Origin of the sequence: Novosphingobium sp. KCTC 2891 (assembly GCF_025938155.1) — a bacterium.
Classification (GTDB): Bacteria; Pseudomonadota; Alphaproteobacteria; order Sphingomonadales; family Sphingomonadaceae; genus Novosphingobium.
Genome location: NZ_JAPCZG010000001.1, coordinates 661511 through 678620, shown reverse-complemented (window position 1 = coordinate 678620; position 17110 = coordinate 661511). Strand labels below are relative to the sequence as shown.

At 66.0% G+C, this 17110-nt stretch carries 14 protein-coding genes and 2 tRNA genes; 10 read left to right on the top strand and 6 right to left on the bottom strand.

Translation table 11 applies throughout. The features are described 5' to 3' along the window. Positions 1–44: 44 nt before the first annotated feature. Complete coding sequence (mutL, locus tag OLX02_RS03210) at positions 45–1871, bottom strand: DNA mismatch repair endonuclease MutL (RefSeq protein WP_264420152.1); 1827 nt, start codon at positions 1869–1871, stop codon at positions 45–47. A gap of 193 nt (positions 1872–2064) precedes the next feature. Between mutL and OLX02_RS03205 the strand changes: the two genes are divergently transcribed. From OLX02_RS03205 to OLX02_RS03170, 8 genes are all read left to right on the top strand, one after another. Then, the gene (locus OLX02_RS03205) at positions 2065–3111 is read left to right on the top strand and encodes a rod shape-determining protein (RefSeq protein ID WP_318248277.1); all 1047 of its coding nucleotides are present in this window, start codon (positions 2065–2067) and stop codon (positions 3109–3111) included. A 58-nt stretch (positions 3112–3169) separates the two neighbouring features. After that, a complete protein-coding gene (gene mreC / locus OLX02_RS03200) occupies positions 3170–4081 on the top strand; it encodes a rod shape-determining protein MreC (RefSeq protein WP_264420150.1) in 912 nt (303 codons plus the stop codon). Further along, positions 4078–4632 carry a rod shape-determining protein MreD gene (locus OLX02_RS03195; RefSeq protein WP_264420149.1) on the top strand — a complete coding sequence of 185 codons (555 nt, stop codon included), beginning with the start codon at positions 4078–4080 and terminating at the stop codon, positions 4630–4632. Before mreC ends, OLX02_RS03195 begins: the two co-directional genes overlap by 4 nt. A gap of 11 nt (positions 4633–4643) precedes the next feature. After that, positions 4644–6725, top strand: coding sequence for a penicillin-binding protein 2 (gene mrdA, locus OLX02_RS03190; protein WP_264420326.1), 2082 nt, complete (start codon positions 4644–4646; stop codon positions 6723–6725). Positions 6726–6727: 2 nt separating this feature from the next. Then, complete coding sequence (gene rodA / locus OLX02_RS03185; protein WP_264420147.1) at positions 6728–7843, top strand: rod shape-determining protein RodA; 1116 nt, start codon at positions 6728–6730, stop codon at positions 7841–7843. 82 nt (positions 7844–7925) lie between these two features. After that, a tRNA-Lys gene (locus OLX02_RS03180) sits at positions 7926–8001 on the top strand. A gap of 39 nt (positions 8002–8040) precedes the next feature. After that, a tRNA-Lys gene (locus OLX02_RS03175) sits at positions 8041–8116 on the top strand. A gap of 114 nt (positions 8117–8230) precedes the next feature. After that, positions 8231–8572, top strand: a complete 342-nt coding sequence (locus OLX02_RS03170) for a putative quinol monooxygenase (protein WP_264420145.1) — start codon at positions 8231–8233, stop codon at positions 8570–8572. Between the two features lie 308 nt (positions 8573–8880). Here the strand turns inward: OLX02_RS03170 and OLX02_RS03165 are convergent, their stop codons facing one another. Then, complete coding sequence (locus tag OLX02_RS03165) at positions 8881–11832, bottom strand: TonB-dependent receptor (protein ID WP_264420143.1); 2952 nt, start codon at positions 11830–11832, stop codon at positions 8881–8883. A gap of 247 nt (positions 11833–12079) precedes the next feature. Here OLX02_RS03165 and ribB point away from each other — a divergent pair, with 247 nt between their 5' ends. Both ribB and ribH read left to right on the top strand, forming a co-directional pair. After that, positions 12080–13345: a 3,4-dihydroxy-2-butanone-4-phosphate synthase gene (ribB, locus tag OLX02_RS03160; protein WP_264420141.1), complete on the top strand. Its 1266-nt coding sequence runs from the start codon at positions 12080–12082 to the stop codon at positions 13343–13345. Positions 13346–13353: 8 nt separating this feature from the next. Further along, positions 13354–13773: a 6,7-dimethyl-8-ribityllumazine synthase gene (gene ribH / locus OLX02_RS03155; protein ID WP_264420139.1), complete on the top strand. Its 420-nt coding sequence runs from the start codon at positions 13354–13356 to the stop codon at positions 13771–13773. 1 nt (position 13774) lies between these two features. On the opposite strand, the gene OLX02_RS03150 is transcribed toward ribH, so the two are convergent. The 4 genes from OLX02_RS03150 to OLX02_RS03135 are packed head-to-tail and all read right to left on the bottom strand — an operon-like array spanning position 13775 to position 17106. Next, positions 13775–14314, bottom strand: a complete 540-nt coding sequence (locus OLX02_RS03150) for a DUF1254 domain-containing protein (RefSeq protein WP_264420137.1) — start codon at positions 14312–14314, stop codon at positions 13775–13777. After that, entirely contained in the window at positions 14311–14928 is a 618-nt protein-coding gene (locus OLX02_RS03145; protein ID WP_264420135.1) for a DUF1214 domain-containing protein, read from the bottom strand. The genes OLX02_RS03150 and OLX02_RS03145 overlap by 4 nt, the downstream gene beginning before the upstream one ends. Before the next feature lie 4 nt (positions 14929–14932). Next, positions 14933–16018, bottom strand: coding sequence for a hypothetical protein (locus tag OLX02_RS03140; protein ID WP_264420134.1), 1086 nt, complete (start codon positions 16016–16018; stop codon positions 14933–14935). Continuing rightward, a complete protein-coding gene (locus OLX02_RS03135) occupies positions 16012–17106 on the bottom strand; it encodes a phosphotransferase family protein (protein ID WP_264420133.1) in 1095 nt (364 codons plus the stop codon). Before OLX02_RS03135 ends, OLX02_RS03140 begins: the two co-directional genes overlap by 7 nt. Between the last annotated feature and the right edge of the window lie 4 nt (positions 17107–17110).

The following is a 17110-nucleotide window of genomic DNA, read 5'->3' as shown; positions in this document are numbered from 1 at the left end:
CGCCCGTCTTCGCAGCGGACGGTTAGCGATTGGTTGCGGCCCGCCTACTTCCGCCCGAACAGCTTCTCGATGTCGCCGTGCGCCAGCTTCACCCACGTGGGGCGGCCGTGGTTGCATTGGCCGGAGCGCGGGGTGACTTCCATTTCGCGCAGGAGGGCGTTCATTTCGGCGACGGTGAGCGCGCGGCCGGCGCGGACCGAGCCGTGGCAGGCCATGGTGGCGAGCACGAGGTCGAGGCGTTCTTCCAGCAGCAGCGCATCGCCGTTGCGGGCAAGGTCGTCGGCCACGTCGCCCACCAGCGCGGCGGGATCGCCCTTGGCGAGCGCGGCGGGAACGGCGCGGACGAGGACGGCGACGGGGCCGAAACGTTCGAGGACGAGGCCGAAGCGCGCGAGCTTGGGCGCGGCGTCTTCCAGCCGGTCGGCGGCGACTTCTTCCAGCTCGACCACTTCGGGGATCAGAAGGGCCTGCGAAGGGGCGTCGCCCGCCCCGGCCCCGGCAGCGCGCAGGCGCTCAAGGACGAGGCGTTCGTGCGCGGCGTGCTGGTCCACGATGACGAGGCCGTCCGCCGCTTCGGCAACGATATAGGTGTTGGCCACCTGCCCGCGCGCCACGCCGAGCGGGTGGTCGGCAGCCTCTGGCGGCGGCGCTTCGGCAGCTTCGGCACGCGCGACAGGCGGCGCCATCACGCCGGCCTCATATCCGCGCCAGGCGTGCCCGGCTTCGGACAGGCGCGACTGGGATGCGGCGAAGATGCTGCCCTGCTGCGGCGCGAACAGGGGTGCGGGCGCAGCCGGGAACGCGGGCACCCCAAGTGGTTCGGACTGCCACGCGGCCATCGCCGAGGCATCGGGCGCCTGCGCCGAGCGGCGATCCCCGGCCGACAGCGCATGGCGCAGGCCGGTGACGATCATCCCGCGCACCAGTGCCGGATCGCGGAAGCGCACTTCGGTCTTGGCCGGATGGACGTTCACATCGACTTCTTCGGGCGGCACATCGAGGAACAGCGCGAGCACGGCGTGGCGATCGCGCGCCAGCATATCGGCATAGGCTCCGCGCACCGCGCCGTTGAGCAGCTTGTCCTTCACCGGGCGGCCATTGACGAACAGGTATTGGTGATCGGCCACGCCACGATTGTACGTGGGCAGCCCGGCCACGCCGACGAGGTGATAGTCGCCGCGCGCGAGATCGACCTCGACCGCATTGTCCTTCAGCTCGCGCGCGACGAGCTGGGCGACGCGGGCTTCGAGGCTGTCACCCGGCTGGACGTGCAGCGCGCGGCGGCCATCGTGTTCCAGCGTGAAGCCGATGTCCGGGCGCGCCATGGCTAGGCGGCGGACGACATCGAGGCTCGCGGCCCATTCGGCGCGCGGGCTGCGCAGGAACTTGCGCCGTGCGGGCACTTTGCCGAACAGGTCCTCCACGCGGACGCGCGTGCCGGGCGGCAGCGCGGCCGGGCCTTCGCTGGCCAGTTCGCCGTGATCGACCACGCGCTTCCACGCTTCGCCCGTGGCGCGGCTGCGGCTTTCGATGGTGACGCGCGCGACCGAGGCGATCGAGGGCAGCGCCTCGCCCCGGAAGCCCAGCGTGGCGACAAGTTCGATCGATTCGTCGGGCAGCTTGCTGGTGGCGTGGCGTTCCAGCGCCAGCGCGATCTCGTCGGCGCGCATCCCGCAGCCGTCGTCGGTGACCTCGATCAGCGCCAGGCCGCCTTCGGACAGGCGCACGGTGATCGCCCCCGCGCCGGCGTCGATGGCGTTCTCGACCAGTTCCTTGAGCGCGCTCGCCGGGCGCTCGACCACCTCGCCCGCGGCGATGCGATTGACGAGGTTTTCCGGCAGGCGGCGTATGATGCGGGTGGATGTTTCCATGGGACGGATCATCCTAGCGACGGATGCGGCGGATTTCGAGACAAGCGGTGCGAGTTATCCCGCGCGCACCTGCACAAAATATTGGGTTTTGCCCGATCCATGCGCTAATGAGCCGCCTTCGCTGGACGCACACTCCTGGAGGGTACGGCGCGCGCTTTTCGCGCTAACCCACGGATTCTCGACGGATTTCCTGATGGCATCGATGTTTTCCCGATTCTTCAAGTTCGGTTCCCAGAACATTGCGATCGACCTGGGCACGGCCAATACGCTGGTTTACGTGCAGGATCGCGGCATTGTCCTGAACGAACCCTCGGTCGTTGCCATCGAAACGATCAACGGCGTGAAGCGCGTCAAGGCCGTGGGCGACGACGCCAAGATGATGATGGGCAAGACCCCCGACAGCATCGAGGCCATCCGCCCGCTGCGCGACGGCGTGATTGCCGACATCGAAGTGGCCGAGGCCATGATCAAGCACTTCATCCAGAAGGTGCACGGCAAGAAGAGCCTGCTGCGCTATCCGGAAATCGTGATCTGCGTGCCTTCGGGTTCGACCAGCGTGGAACGCCGCGCGATCCGTGACGCGGCCAGCAACGCGGGCGCCTCGCAGGTCTACCTGATCCTTGAACCGATGGCCGCCGCGATCGGCGCCGACATGCCCGTCACCGAGCCGGTCGGCTCGATGGTGGTGGACATCGGCGGCGGCACCACCGAAGTCGCGGTGCTGTCGCTGCGCGGTCTTGCCTATACCACCTCGGTCCGCGTCGGCGGCGACAAGATGGACGAGGCCATCGTCTCCTACGTGCGCCGCCACCACAACCTGCTGATCGGTGAAGCCACGGCCGAGCGGATCAAGAAGGACTACGGCATCGCCACGGTGCCCGCAGACGGCATCGGCGAGACGATCCACATCAAGGGCCGCGACCTTGTGAACGGCGTGCCCAAGGAAATCACGATCACGCAGGCCAACGTGGCAGAGGCTCTGGCCGAACCCATCGGCGCCATCGTCGAAGGCGTGCGCATCGCGCTGGAAAACACGGCGCCGGAACTGGCCGCCGACATCGTCGACCAGGGCATCGTCCTGACCGGCGGCGGCGCGCTGATTCGCGGGCTGGACGAGCACCTGCGCGAGGAAACCGGCCTGCCCGTCTCGGTGGCGGAAGATCCGCTTTCGTGCGTGGCGCTCGGCACCGGCCGCGCGATGGAGGATCCGATCTACCGCGGCGTGCTGATGACGGCGTAAACCGCCGGTTCAGCGAGAATAGCGTCTCGGCGCAGGCGGTTCGTAGAGGAAGATAGGAATGGCGCGGTCGCAGGACCGGCGCCCGGGCTTTTCGCGCAGGGCGCAATACGGGATCTTCACCGGCTACGTGGTCGCCGTGCTCGGCGTCGTGGCGGGCGTGGTGCTGCTTGCCGTCTCTCTGTTCAATCCCGGTGCCTTCTCGTTTGCTCGCGCTGCCGCCGCCGAAGTGGCGCGCCCGATGGGGCAGGCCGGCGCGGAAACGCGCGTCGCCAGCCAGGGGCTGTTCGCGGGCATTGCCGCCTATTTCAACGCCGGTCGCCAGAACGCCGAACTCTCCCGCGAAGTGGCCGCCGCACGGGCCAACGCGGTGACGATGCGCGCGATGGAGGGTGAGAACCGGCGGCTGAAAGCGCTGCTCGGCATCATCGACCCGCAGGCCCGTCCAGTGGCGGCAGCCCGACTGATCGGATCGACATCGGCCAGCGCGCGGCGCTTCGCCGTGCTTTCGGTCGGCGCGAACCAGAACCTGCGCCCCGGCCAGCCAGTGCGCAGCGGCAGCGGCCTGATCGGCCGCGTTGTCGAAGTCGGCCCCAATACCGCGCGCGTTCTGCTGGTGACCGACCCCGACAACGTGGTGCCGGTGCGCCGCGCCAGCGACGGGCTGCCCGCCTTCGTGCAAGGCGGATCGAACGGCCGCATCGAGATCCGCATGATCAACATGGGCGTCAATCCGCTGCACAAGGGCGACGTGTTCGTCACCTCCGGATCGGGCGGGCTCTATCCGCCGGGCATCCCGGTGGCCGTCGCCACCGAGCCGCACCGCGACGGGGCGGTGGGGCACCTCGCCAGCGATCCGTCCGACGCGGACTTCGTGATCGTGCTGCCGGTGTTCCAGCCCGCCGCCGTCGCCGCGCTGGAGGCCAGCCAGAAGGCTGCCGGCCCCGCGCCGGGCGACGACGGGGAGCCATGATCCTGCCCCGCATCACAGCCCGGCCCGAGGACCTAGTCCGCAATCGCATCAACCGCGCCCCGTCTCCGCTGCTGGCGGTGGGGCTGCCGTGGGCCTCGGTCATGCTCGCCTCGATGGTCAGCTTCTCTCCGATCATCGCCTCCGCGCCGGTGCTGCCGCCGCTGGCCTTCATGGTGCTGCTGGCGTGGCGGATGCTGCGGCCAAGCCTGCTGCCGGTGTGGATCGGCCTGCCGCTGGGCGCGTGGGACGACCTGTTCAGCGGCCAGCCGTTCGGCAGCGCGATCGTGCTGTGGTCCGCCGCGATGCTGGCGATGGAAGTGATCGACGCGCGCTTCCTTTGGCGCGGCTTCGTGCAGGACTGGCTGGCCGGGTCCGCTCTGCTCGCGGCCTACCTGCTGCTGTCCTCCACTTTCGCCTCGTTCGCCACCGGCTATCCCCTGCCGCTGTCGATCGGGCCGCAGCTGCTGTTGTCGGTCGTGGTGTTCCCGCCGGTGACGCGCGTGGTTGCGCTGCTCGACCGGGTGCGCCTGCTGCCGCTGCGGAGGCTCTAGGCGTGAAGAAGATGCTGCCGATGACATCGGCGATCCTCACCAACAAGTTCGAGCGGCGCACTTTCGTGCTGGGCATGGGCCAGGCGACGGTGGGCGTGATGCTGGCGGCGCGGCTCGGCTATCTGTCGGTGGCGGAAAACGAGAAGTATCGCGCGGCGTCGGAAAGCAACCGCGTGAACCTTACGCTGATCCCGCCGCGGCGCGGCTGGGTGCTCGATCGGAACGGCGCGGCGCTGGCCTCCAACCGGGCGGACTTCCGCGTGGACCTGATCCCCGACCGCGTGGTCGATGCCGATGCCACCCTGGGCACGCTGGCGCCGCTGCTGGGGCTGACCGCCGACAAGATCGGCGACATCAAGGACAAGCTGGACAAGGCGCGGGGCTTCCAGCCGGTGGAAGTCGCCTCGAACCTCGACTGGGAAAAGTTCGCCGCCGTGAGCGTGCGCCTGCCCGAACTGCCGGGCGTGATCCCGCAGCGCGGCTATTCGCGGTTCTATCCCACCGGGCCGTCCGTAGGCCACCTTGTCGGCTATGTCGGCCCCGCCTCCGCCGACGATTATGAACGCGAGCGCAATCCGCTGCTGATCACGCCGGGCTTCAAGATCGGCAAGGACGGGCTGGAAAAGCACTTCGAAACGCGGCTGCGCGGCGTGCCGGGCGCGCGGCGCGTGGAAGCGACCGCGAGCGGACGCGTGGTGCGCGACCTCGGCACGCGCGAGGATGTGCCGGGCAAGCCGATCCAGCTGACGATCAACGGCCCGCTTCAGGACTATGCCGCGCGCCGCATCGGACTGGAAAGCGGCTCGGTGGTGGTGATGGACTGCCAGACCGGCGACGTGCTGGCGATGGTGTCGATGCCCAGCTTCGATCCCAACAGCTTTTCCGACGGCATCGGCCGCATCGAGTGGAAGATGCTGTCGGAAGACGATCACGTGCCCTTGCGCAACAAGGTGCTGCGCGGTCTGTATCCGCCGGGATCGACGGTGAAGCCGATGGTGGCGCTCTCGTTCCTGGAAGCTGGGCTGGACCCCAATGCCAGCGTCAATTGCGCTGGCGGGCTGCGCGTGGGCAACCGCGTGTTCCACTGCTGGAACCACCGCGGCCACGGCACGACCGACATGGCCAAGGGCATCTACCAGTCGTGCGACGTCTACTTCTACCACTTCGCGCAGCAGATCGGGATGGACATCATCGCCACGATGGCGCGCCGGCTGGGGCTGGGGCAGGAATTCGCGATGCCCTATCCCGGCCAGTCCTATGGCACGGTGCCCGATCCTGCGTGGAAGAAGCGCAAATACAAGTCGGACTGGGCGCTCTACGACACGGTGAACGCCACCATCGGCCAGGGCTACATGCTGGTGAACCCGCTGCAACAGGCGGTGATGGCCTCGCGCATCGCCTCCGGGCTTGAACTCAGTCCGCGCCTGCTGCTCGACCGGCACGCGCCGCAGCCGCGTTCGATGGGCTTCAGGCAGGAGCACCTCGACTATATCCATGCCGCAATGAACGAAGTGGTCAACGGGCGCGGCACCGCGGGCAAGGCGCGGATTCCGGTGGAAGGCGTGCAGATGGCGGGCAAGACCGGCACAGCGCAGGTCGTCGGCCTGAACATCGGCAACGGCAAGGGCGGACTGTGGAAGCACCGCGACCACGGCCATTTCATCTGCTTCGCCCCGTTCGACAAGCCGCGCTATGCCTGCGCGGTGGTGGTCGAGCATGGCGGGGGATCTGGCGCCGCCTATCCCATCGCGCGCGACGTGATGACGTTCCTGTTCGATCCGGGCAAGGCGATGCAGGTTCTGGAGGACTTCGAGAAGCAGTGGGGCGGCGACGTGCGCCAGCGCATGACCACGAAATACAACGCCTATGCCGCGCAATACGGCGCGAGCGCCCCCAAGGCGCCCGACGAGGCGCAGGCCGCCGAGGAAGTGGCGGCGGACAACAAGCCCGCGCCCGAACCAAGCGCGGCGCAGACCGACGCCGCCAGCCCCGCGCCCGAGCCTGACCCGGCCACGATCTCCCCGCCGGACGCGGCAGCGTCAGCCGCACCGCCGGCGCCCGCCCCCTCGCCTTCCCCCACGACGAGGCCCTGACGATGCAACGCGCCTATATCCCGCAGGCCATCGCGCGGCAGCCGTGGCGGGTGATCCTGCCGCTGACGGCGCTGGTCGTGTTCGGCAGCATGGTGCTCTATTCGGCCGCAGGCGGCCATTTCCAGCCCTGGGCGGTCACGCACGTGGCGCGCTTTTTCGTGTTCCTGGTGATGGCCGGGCTGATCGCGCGCGTGCCGCAGGATTGGTTCAAGCGCTCGGCGCTGCCGATCTACGGCGTACTGTGCGTGCTGCTGGTGCTGGTCGAATTGATCGGCGGCATCGGCGGCGGCAGCCAGCGCTGGCTCAACCTGGGCTTCATGACGCTGCAACCCTCCGAGCTGATGAAGCCCGGCATCGTGCTGGTGCTGGCGTGGTTCTACAGCGTGCTGCCGGTGGGCGAAGTCAACGGCTGGCGCGCGATCGCGCCGGCGGTGCTGCTGCTGGGCCTGCCCGCAGGCCTTGTGATGCTGCAACCGGACCTTGGCACCGGGCTGGCCATCAGCTTCGGCGCGGTGGTGATGATGTTCCTGGCCGGCCTGCCGCTGCGCCTGTTCATCGGCGGCCTGGCGGCGGCGGCGGTGGCCGCGCCGATCGCGTTCTTCACGCTGCTCCACGATTACCAGCGCAAGCGCGTGCTGGTGTTCATGGACCCGGAAAGCGACCCGCTCGGCTCGGGCTATCACATCACCCAGTCCAAGATCGCCATCGGTTCGGGCGGGTTCCTGGGCAAGGGCTTCGGCCATGGCTCGCAAAGCCACCTCGACTACCTGCCCGAGGCGCACACCGACTTCGTCTTCGCCACCATGGCCGAGGAATGGGGCATGCTGGGCGGGCTGTTCGTGCTGTTCGTGTTCGCGGTGGTGATGCACTGGGGGCTGAAAGTGGCGAGCAACGCGCCCGACCGCTTCTCGCGCCTTCTGGCGGCGGGAATGACCACCACGATCTTCTTCTACGTGTGCATCAACCTGATGATGGTGATGGGGCTGGCGCCGGTGGTGGGCATCCCGCTGCCGTTCATGAGCCACGGCGGCTCATCGATGATGACCAACATGATCTGCATCGGCACGATCATGGCCGTGGATCGCTGGTCGCGGCGCAGCGGAACGGGTCTTCTGTAAGAATCTGAAATTTTCCTCTTGGCAGGGCCGTCAGAAACGTTATGGGGGCGGCTCCCCGGCGCACCAACGCCGGCACGGGAATGGACGCATAGCTCAGTTGGTAGAGCAGCTGACTCTTAATCAGCGGGTCCTTGGTTCGAGCCCAAGTGCGTCCACCATCCCTTCTCCCCTTCGAGGGAGCATCCCGGTACGGGAACGGACGCATAGCTCAGTTGGTAGAGCAGCTGACTCTTAATCAGCGGGTCCTTGGTTCGAGCCCAAGTGCGTCCACCACCGCCTTTTCCTTCACACGCCCTTCCCCACCGGCGGGCCTGCGCAAAAGCGCTGTTGCCCTGCGCTTTGCCGCGCCTATGCCTTTGGCTCATCAGACAAAGGCAGGAGAAGCACATGGACCGAATCACGTTGTGGGGCTGGATCGACTTCGACGGCAAGGATGCCGCAGCAATCGTGCGCGGCGCGACGCAGCATATCGCACCGACCTATGACGAGCAGGGCTGCGTCCACTATGTGTGGACCGCCGATCCGGTGCAGACGCACCGCGTGTGGGTTTTTGAGGAGTGGGAGACGGTCGCCGATCTCGCCGCACACCTCGAAGGGCCGCTGTATCGGGCCATGTCGGGATATCTGGCCGAAGCCGGGATGACCGGCGCCGAGGTCAACAAGTACGCCGTGGCGCGCAAGGCGCCAGTCTATGATGGATCAGGCGTGCCGCGCGCCGCATTCGACTGAGGTGGAAGGCCGGGCGCGGCACAAGCGCCCGGCACAATGCCGGGGCATCGCTTGCGGATGAGCCTGCGATACCCCCGGCCGTTTGCCCCCACGGCCATCCCCGTTCGTTCAGGGTCTGCCCCAGGACCCGCTCACGGCCGTGCCGCGCACCCTTCCGGCAGGCGGGGATAAGCGAAGCGAAGCTCTGCGCGCACAAGGCAACCCCGCCCCTGCCCCCGAAAGAAGAAAGCGCCGGAGGTTTCCCTCCGGCGCCCAGTCTGTTTCCGGTCCTCGAAGGACCGGCCCCTGTTATGCGTTGGCCTTCACCTTCAGAACTTGAAGCCCGCGGCCACGCCGTAGCGGCGCGGTTCCAGCGTGAAGATGTTGGTGAACAGACCCGACGACTGGTCGGTCACGTAGAGACCCGTGATCGAATTGCTGTTGGTGATGTTCTGGACGAAGCCACGGATGAACCACTTCCTCTCCGGGCCATCAAGCTGGATCTGGGCATTCACCTGGGTGAAGGCCGGAACCTTGTTGACGTTGCCGTTGAAGATGTTGCCGTACGATTCACCGGTGAAGGCAAGGTCCGCACGCGGCGTCAGGGTCAGATCGCCGATGTGGATATCGTACTGCGCGCCGACCGAGAACTTGATCGTCGGAGCGCCAGGCAACTTGTTGCCCTTCACGCTGCTCGGAACGCCCGAGCCATAAAACACGATATCATTGGTATCGGGGCTGGCCTTTTCAGCGGCACCGACTGCTGCGCCGATTGCACTACACACCGAGAACGCACCGGTCGAAGCGATACCGCTGTTGCCCGGGAACGTCGTGGTGTGCTGCAGGTCCGTGCCCTTGGCAGCGTTGATGCCGTCATTGATCGCGTTGACGAAGGCGTTGGTGTTCGCTGCATTGCCCGACTTCGACGCAACAGCGCAGTTGGCGGCGTTGGTCAGATCCTTGATGATCACGGCGTCGGAACGACCGCCACCATAATCGCGCGAGTTCGCGATCGGCTTGTCGGTGGTAACCTTGGACTTCAGGTAGCTGAAGTTCGCGTTGATGGTCACGTCACGGCTGGGACGGAATATGGCTTCCGCTTCCAGACCATAGATGTTGGCATCGATATTGTCATTGACCGACGTACGGTTGACGATGCGCGACAGCTGCAGCTGCTTGTACTGGTAGTAGAACGCCGTCAGGTTCAGCTGCATCGCGCCATTGGCGAAGGTATTCTTCGAACCGATTTCGAAAGCATTGACGCTTTCCGGCGCGAACGTTTCAGGCACCTGCGCGGCGACTTCGGCCGAAAGCGGCGGGTTGATACCGCCCGACTTGTAGCCGCGCGAGTACGATGCATAGAGCAGGTTGTCAGGCGTGACCTGGTAGTCGAGCACCGCACGGCCAGTCAGACGCGTGAACTTGACCTGACGGTCCTGCCAACGCTGGACGCCCGGGTTCGAAGCGGACGGATCGCCGTCAAACGAGCCGACGTAAGGCGAATTGTCGAAGTTGTCGGTGCCGTACGGGACCAGCGCGCTGAGCAGAGTGGTGGCCGCGCGGTTCTTCTTGTCGTCGTGGTTGAGCCGCAGACCAACCGTCAGCTTCAACTTGTCGTCGAACTTGAAATAGCCTTCACCAAAGAGGCCATAGCTCTTGACTCGCAAATCGGTCGAATCCGAGTGGAAGTTCGGCGAGCCAAGGTACGAGGGCGGCAGACCGCCGAAGTACGCGGTGGCAGCCCCGAGCAGCGCGCTGGCATAGTCAAGCTGGAACGAGTTGACGAAGTAGCTCGCATCGGTGACGTGCGCCTGGGCATAGATGCCACCGATCAGGAAGTTGAACGGACCGTCCAAATCCGAAGACAGCACGGCTTCGGCCGACCACTGCGAGGTATTGAGAGTGGAACGGTCGAAATCCTCGGGGGTCGGGGCGCAGAGCGCATGACCGCCAAAGACACCGGTGTTGCTGAAATCGCCAGTCGAGGTGCAGTAGGTCCCACCTGCAAGGCCATTGGGCAGCAGTGCATTGTACGCCGGCTTCACGTAATTGGAGAAACCGGGAAGGAAGCCGTCGTACGCACCAAGCGCAGCCGCTTCGAAGTTGGCCAAGCCTGCCGCATAGACCGAAGAATCGCCCACGCTGAGGTTGTAGTCTTGACCGGAGTCGTTCTTGACGTGGGTGTACTGGCCCGTGACGCGCAGATTGAACTTGTCACCAAGCTTTTGATTGATGCGGCCCTGGAGGATAATTTCCTCGGCCTTGTAATAGGGATTGAAGTCGGTGTTGACTTCGCGCGGGTCCTTGGGATTGACCGCATTTGCATAAATATTCGGACCGTACACATCCGTCAAACCGAAGCCCAATGCCCCCAAACCGTTGAGCGCAAGGAACTGCTTCGAGATCAGGATCGAACCAGCAGTCGAATTGGCATTGGTCGTGCCATAGCCGTACGAGGTGTTGAGGCAGCCCAGGATACCGGTCGGATCCGTATCGCACAGCTGCTTCTGGATGCGGAGACGATTGTCGTTCTCCTTGAAGTACTGCGCCATGAAGTCGATCGTGGTGTTGGGGCTAGGCTCCCAGGTAACCGACCCGCGAAGGCCGAACATGTCACGACCGTCGATACGGCTGTTGTCGTAGAGGTTCTTGGTATAGCCGTCACGGTTCAGGTAGAAACCGGCCAGACGGACGCCGAAGTTCTCGGCCAGCGGAACGTTGATCGCGCCCTTGACCTTGATCGAGTTGTAGTTGCCGTATTCGGCTTCGCCATTGGCGCCGAACTTGTTGAGGTCAGGCTTGGCGGTGCGGAAGTTCACCACGCCCGAGGTGGCGTTACGGCCGAACAGGGTGCCCTGCGGACCACGCAGCACTTCGATCTGGGCGAGATCGTAGAACTCGCCTTCGAACAGGCGCGTAGCCCCACCGAGAGGCGCGTCGTTCATGTGGATGGCGGTGGCGCTGTCGCAGGTCACGCCCACGCAAAGGTCGCCGATGCCACGGATGGTGAACGAGGCGGACGAGAAGTTCGTCTTGGTGAACGTGACGTTCGGCAGCGTCAGCTGGAGATCGCTGGTGTTCTTGATCTGCTGCTTGTCCAGGTTTTCAGCCGTGAACGCGCTGACCGCGATGGGAACGTCCTGAAGGCGCTGCGACTGACGCTGCGCAGTAACGATGATTTCCTCGACGCCCGACGAACCGGCCTGAGCCGCTTGTGCAAAGGACGGGGTGGTAATGGCAACAGCGCACACGCCTGCCAACAGGGTAAGTTTGCCCCTCATATTCAGACCTCTCTCTCCAGCGGAGCCCGTCTTTTTGGCGGGTCTCCTGACCTCGAAGACATAGCTTGAGCCCCTCCTTGTCAACCGAATAATTAACACGGCACCGTTCCGTTGGAACAACTTGGTGAATTGTGGTGAATGGGCCACCACACGCACTTGCAGCAATTCACTGACAGTGCAGGGAATGTGATTCCAATGTGAATGAAGCCCCCTTGCAAATCACATCAGGGTGTGAAATCACAATGCCATGTCTAGTGACCTCATCGATCGCATCCGCCGACTCGTCGTCGATGGCGGAATGTCCCGCTCGGGCCTTGCGCGTGCCGCCGGCCTCCATGCCAACACCCTGCGCGACCTGACGCAGCCGACGTGGAATCCCACGGCGGACACGCTCGCCAAGCTCGAGCGCGTGCTCAGCGAAGGCGACGAAGCGCCCGCGCTCGTACCGATCGAGGAGATCATCGACGAGGCCCGCAACGGCCGGATGTTCATCCTGGTCGACGACGAGGACCGCGAGAACGAGGGCGACCTCGTGATCCCCGCGCAGATGGCGACGCCCGACGCGATCAACTTCATGGCGACGCATGGCCGCGGCCTGATCTGCCTCACGCTTACCCGCCCGCGAGTCGAGCAATTGGGCCTCGAACTGATGAGCCGGAACAACGGAACCCGGCACGAAACCGCGTTCACCGTCTCGATCGAGGCGCTCGAAGGCGTCACCACCGGGATCTCCGCCGCCGACCGGGCGCGCACCGTCGCGGTCGCCATCGACGCTTCCAAGTCCAAGGCCGACATCGTCACCCCCGGCCACGTCTTCCCGCTGATCGCCCGCGACGGCGGGGTGCTGGTCCGCGCCGGCCACACCGAAGCCGCAGTCGACATCTCGCGCCTGGCGGGCCTCAATCCCTCTGGCGTGATCTGCGAGATCATGAAGGACGACGGGACCATGGCGCGTCTCGACGATCTGATTCCCTTCGCCCGTCGCCACGGGTTGAAGATGGGCACGATCCGCGACCTGATCGAATATCGCCGCCGCCACGACCACCTTGTGGAACGCGTGAACGACATTGCGTTCACATCCGACTATGGTGGCGACTGGCGCCTGCTGACCTATCGCAACAAGATCGACGGGTCGGACAGCATGGTGCTGATGAAGGGCCAGATCGTGCCCGACAAGCCCACCCTCACCCGCGTCCACCAGCTTTCGCCCTTCTACGACATCATGGGCGCGCCCGGTCCGCGCAAGCGCACGTTGCAGCGCGCGATGGCCGAAATCGGCAAGGAAGGCAGCGGCGTGATCGTGCTGCTGTTCCGGCAGGCCGACGCCGATCCGGCACGCGGCGGCCAGCCGGGCGGCGAGATGGACCTGCGCAACTATGGCATCGGCGCACAGATCCTTGCCGACCTGGGCATCCACGAAATGGTCCTGCTGACCAACGCGCATCGCCACGTCATCGCCATCGAGGGCTACGGCCTCAATATCGTCGGCGAACGGCCGATCCCCGCGGAGTAATCTTCACCATGGCCAAGTTCCTGATCGTCGAAGCCCGCTTCTACGACCACCTCAACGACATGCTCGTCGCGGGCGCCAAGGCGGCGCTCAAGGAAGCCGGCCACAAGGCCGAAGTCATCACCGTGCCCGGCGCGCTGGAAATCCCCGGCGCGATCGCTCTGGCCGACCAGTCGGAAGAATTCGACGGCTATGTCGCGATCGGCGTGGTCATCCGGGGCGAAACCTATCACTTCGAAATCGTCGCGGGCGAAAGCGCGCGCGGGGTGATGGCGCTGACCATGGACGGCCTTGCCATCGGCAACGGCATCCTGACGGTCGAGAACGAGGCGCAGGCGCTCGTCCGTGCCGATCCGGCGCAGAAGGACAAGGGCGGCGAAGCGGCGAAGGCCGCCATGGCGCTGCTGGCACTGCGCGAGAAGTACGCCTGATTTATCGGAGAGGCGCGCAGCGGTCCTCGCGGCGCGCCTTGTCCGCCACGGCAAAGGCTTCGGCCGTGGGCGCAAGCCGGCGGTCGAGGATGACGCCCTTGCGCGAGGGCGAATAGAGCACCGGAAGCCCGGTCGGCATTTTGGCCGGGTCGGGCACCTGCCCTGCCGGCGCCAGCACGAAGCGAATGCCCTCCGGCGCGCGCAGGCTGTCGAACACGCCGATATTATCGGTGTTCCCGGCAAAAACCGACACCGAGACATAGCCCTTCGCCGGCGTCGGCGCGGCGGTGACGAGCAGCGGCCCGTCGGCAAGATCATAGACGCAGCTGGCATAGGCCAGATCGGGCGACGGCCGCACGATGGCGCGCGACTGCGCGGTGGTGCGGCGGGCAAAGTGGAAGCGGTTGACCGCCTCACCGCTTTGCGACAGCCGGTTCATCGCCACCGCCATGATCGCGTGCGGCGCCGCCACTATCGTGCCGACATGGCCGACAACCATCGCCGCGATGAAGACGAGCGCGAGCGCGAGGCGCCGGCTCATGCCGCCCCTCCGCAATCGAGCCGCTGCGCCGAGGGAAACGGGATCGTGCCGAAATCGGCCTGCGCGCGCGGCGACGGGTTGTATATCCGCAAGGTCACGTCGAAGGCGCCTGCTTGCCGGGTCGAGGCCCAGGCGCCTTTCGCAGGCCGCTGGGGCGCCAGCGTGGCCGTCCACTGCCCGCGGGCATCGGGGCGCACCTCGGTCGCATCGAACGACAGCGCATCGTCATCGTTGAGGGGAAGGTAATCGTCTGCGGCATAGACCGTCACCGACCACCACTTGCCCGGAAGCCGCCCGCCATTGACCCTGTAGCGGCAATCCTCGCGCAGGGGCGCGCCTGCATCGTCGGTGCTGCGGGTGAAGTAGATCGCCTGGCTACGGTTCAGCGCCAACAGCCCGGTCAGCGCGACTTGCGCGCGGGTCCATGGATCGGCGTCGGGCGAGCCGGTCACCCTGCTCCCGCGCCACCCGCGATGTTCCTCGGCGCCTCCCCCATGCTTCATTGTCCACCCTGCCGACGCCGCGCCCGCCACCAGCCCCAGCGCCGTCACGAGCGCGAAGGGCCAGCGCGGCGCCGCGCGGCGGGACGGACGACGAGGCGGACGGCGGGCCAAGCGATCAGCCCGCGTCGTCGAAGCCCTTGAGGTTCCAGGGGTTGTAAGGCCCGATCACGAGCTGTTCGAACACGCCCGTGCCGACTTCGCCATCGGACGTGGTGATCTTGCTGACGATCTGGACGTGCAGGTTTTCCATCGCCATCGGGTCGATGGAGGCGAGATCGAAATCCTCGCGCTCGACTTCCAGCGGCCCATGGTAGAGGCCATGCGCCCACTTGGGCGACATATAGCCCAACCCCTTCATCTGGAACCGCACGAGCGGTTCGAAGCTGAGCGTCAGCGGGCCATTCTCGGCCTGAATGGTCAGATCGCCCGAGGCCGGCCAGCGCGTGCCCGAAAGCATCGGCGAGACCATCGTTGCCGACGGGGTTTCGAAGTGGCCATCGTGATTGGCGCCATCGGTCGCGATCGCAGCGCGGGTGTTCCATGCCCCGCCGTTCACGTCGGCGTTGATGTGATAGTATACCGAGCGCGAAGGCAGGTTGATCGGAGTCCACTGCCAGAAGAACGACGGCACGTGGTTGCCCGCGTGCGGCTGCGCATCGGGCGCACCGATCGGGCGCACGCCCCAGCTGCGGTCGCGCGTGCCCGCGCTGCCCGGGGCCAGTTCCTCGCGCACGCCGTCGATCTCGATCCAGCCGGTGTAATGGCCGTTCTGCGTCAGGCGGGTGTAGTCCATGAAAGTGCGCGGCCCGTTGCGGAACACGAAGCGCGGCTCCTCGATCGGGAAGGCCCGGCCCTTGAAGCGCACTTCGGCCTTGATCCCTTCGCCATCGGCGCGGACGACCAGTTCCTGAAGCGGTTCGACGATCTCGATCGAGATCGGCCCGACGACAAGGTCCATGCGCTCCATGCCCAGCTCGCGCGAGGCGTGGAGGTTGTACTGCTTGCCGTTGCGCACCACGCAGAACGCGGCATCCGCCACGTTGAGATGGGGATAGACGCCAAAGGCCACAGCGAAGAAGCCGCTGCCATCGGGTGCGTAGCCGTTGAAGAAGTAGCGATCGTAGAAGTTCCGGTCCGTGCCCGCATAGGCGATCGGCTCGGATGTCTGGTGCAGCGGATAATCGTCACCCTTGGTCAGCATTGCACAGTCTCCGTCAGGCGCTTGAGAGCGCCGATGCTGTCATGATCGAGGCACAGTTCGCAGGAATTGCGAGCCATCGAGAGGAAGTTCTGGTCGCCGCGATCGGTGCGGACGACGAAAGCGGCGCTGAACACCGCGGTCGAAACGCCGTGAAGCGCGCCGAGGCGGTAACGGTCCCAGATCTGGTCGCGCGTCAGCGGCACGCCGCGCCGGGTCATTTCGGCGCAGTAGAGGTCGAGCAGTTCTTCCTCGTGCGGCCGGCGCAGGGCGCTGCCGATGCCGCAGCCCATGAAATAGCCGACGTCCAGCATCGGGCAGCCGACACCGGTCGTCTGCCAGTCCACCACCGCGATCGGATCGGAACCGCCGCGCACGTCGAACAGCATGTTGTCGAGCCGATAATCGCCGTGCGTGACGGTGTAGTCGGGCGAGGTGCGCGTGAAGTAGACCCCGGCGAGATCATTGAGCTGCTCGCAGATGGCCATCAACTCGGACTCGAGCGTATCGGCATAGCGCTCGCGGAACAGCGCCTGCGCCTGCGGGTAGAGCGCGAGCATCTGTTCCTGCGTGCCGGGGCGCGGCTGGATCCATTCGGTATCGGCCAGCCACGGCGCGTTCCACGTCGGCGCGTGGAGCGCGGCGGCCTGGCGGATGCCGTGGCGCGCATCCTCGATGCCGCATCCGGTCAGCTGGTTGCCGCCGCGGCAGGGGCCGAGATCCTCGAACAGCAGGATGAAATCGCAGCCATTCTCGTCAAGTTCGGAGCCATAGGCCTGCGCCGTCCGCACGTCGATGTTCGGCGCCAACTCGCGGTAGAAGGACACTTCCTTGCGATAGAGGCCGAACATCGCCGCGGTGCTGCGACTGGTCGCGTCGGCGGACGGGAACTTGCCCGCGACCGTTTCCGGCCCTGCGCCGGGGCGATCATAGGTGATCGTGAAACGGGCGGTGTCGCCCACCTGGCCCGTGCCGATCGGCACGAACGTAAGATCGGTGATGCGGGCATCGCCAATGGCGCCCGCGGCACGCAGCTTGCCTTCGAGCCACCGGGCATCGACCGCGGCGGCAGTAGTCGGAAAATCGGTCATTGTA

Excerpts from the sequence above, each read along its gene's own strand:
- OLX02_RS03205 (WP_318248277.1), top strand. The coding sequence starts at position 2,065 with ATGGCATCGATGTTTTCCCGATTCTTCAAGTTCGGTTCCCAGAACATT.
- ribB (WP_264420141.1), top strand. The coding sequence starts at position 12,080 with ATGTCTAGTGACCTCATCGATCGCATCCGCCGACTCGTCGTCGATGGC.
- rodA (WP_264420147.1), top strand. The coding sequence starts at position 6,728 with ATGCAACGCGCCTATATCCCGCAGGCCATCGCGCGGCAGCCGTGGCGG.
- OLX02_RS03170 (WP_264420145.1), top strand. The coding sequence starts at position 8,231 with ATGGACCGAATCACGTTGTGGGGCTGGATCGACTTCGACGGCAAGGAT.
- ribH (WP_264420139.1), top strand. The coding sequence starts at position 13,354 with ATGGCCAAGTTCCTGATCGTCGAAGCCCGCTTCTACGACCACCTCAAC.
- OLX02_RS03140 (WP_264420134.1), bottom strand. The coding sequence starts at position 16,018 with ATGCTGACCAAGGGTGACGATTATCCGCTGCACCAGACATCCGAGCCG.
- mreC (WP_264420150.1), top strand. The coding sequence starts at position 3,170 with ATGGCGCGGTCGCAGGACCGGCGCCCGGGCTTTTCGCGCAGGGCGCAA.
- mrdA (WP_264420326.1), top strand. The coding sequence starts at position 4,644 with ATGCTGCCGATGACATCGGCGATCCTCACCAACAAGTTCGAGCGGCGC.
- mutL (WP_264420152.1), bottom strand. The coding sequence starts at position 1,871 with ATGGAAACATCCACCCGCATCATACGCCGCCTGCCGGAAAACCTCGTC.
- OLX02_RS03165 (WP_264420143.1), bottom strand. The coding sequence starts at position 11,832 with ATGAGGGGCAAACTTACCCTGTTGGCAGGCGTGTGCGCTGTTGCCATT.
- OLX02_RS03150 (WP_264420137.1), bottom strand. The coding sequence starts at position 14,314 with ATGAGCCGGCGCCTCGCGCTCGCGCTCGTCTTCATCGCGGCGATGGTT.
- OLX02_RS03195 (WP_264420149.1), top strand. The coding sequence starts at position 4,078 with ATGATCCTGCCCCGCATCACAGCCCGGCCCGAGGACCTAGTCCGCAAT.
- OLX02_RS03135 (WP_264420133.1), bottom strand. The coding sequence starts at position 17,106 with ATGACCGATTTTCCGACTACTGCCGCCGCGGTCGATGCCCGGTGGCTC.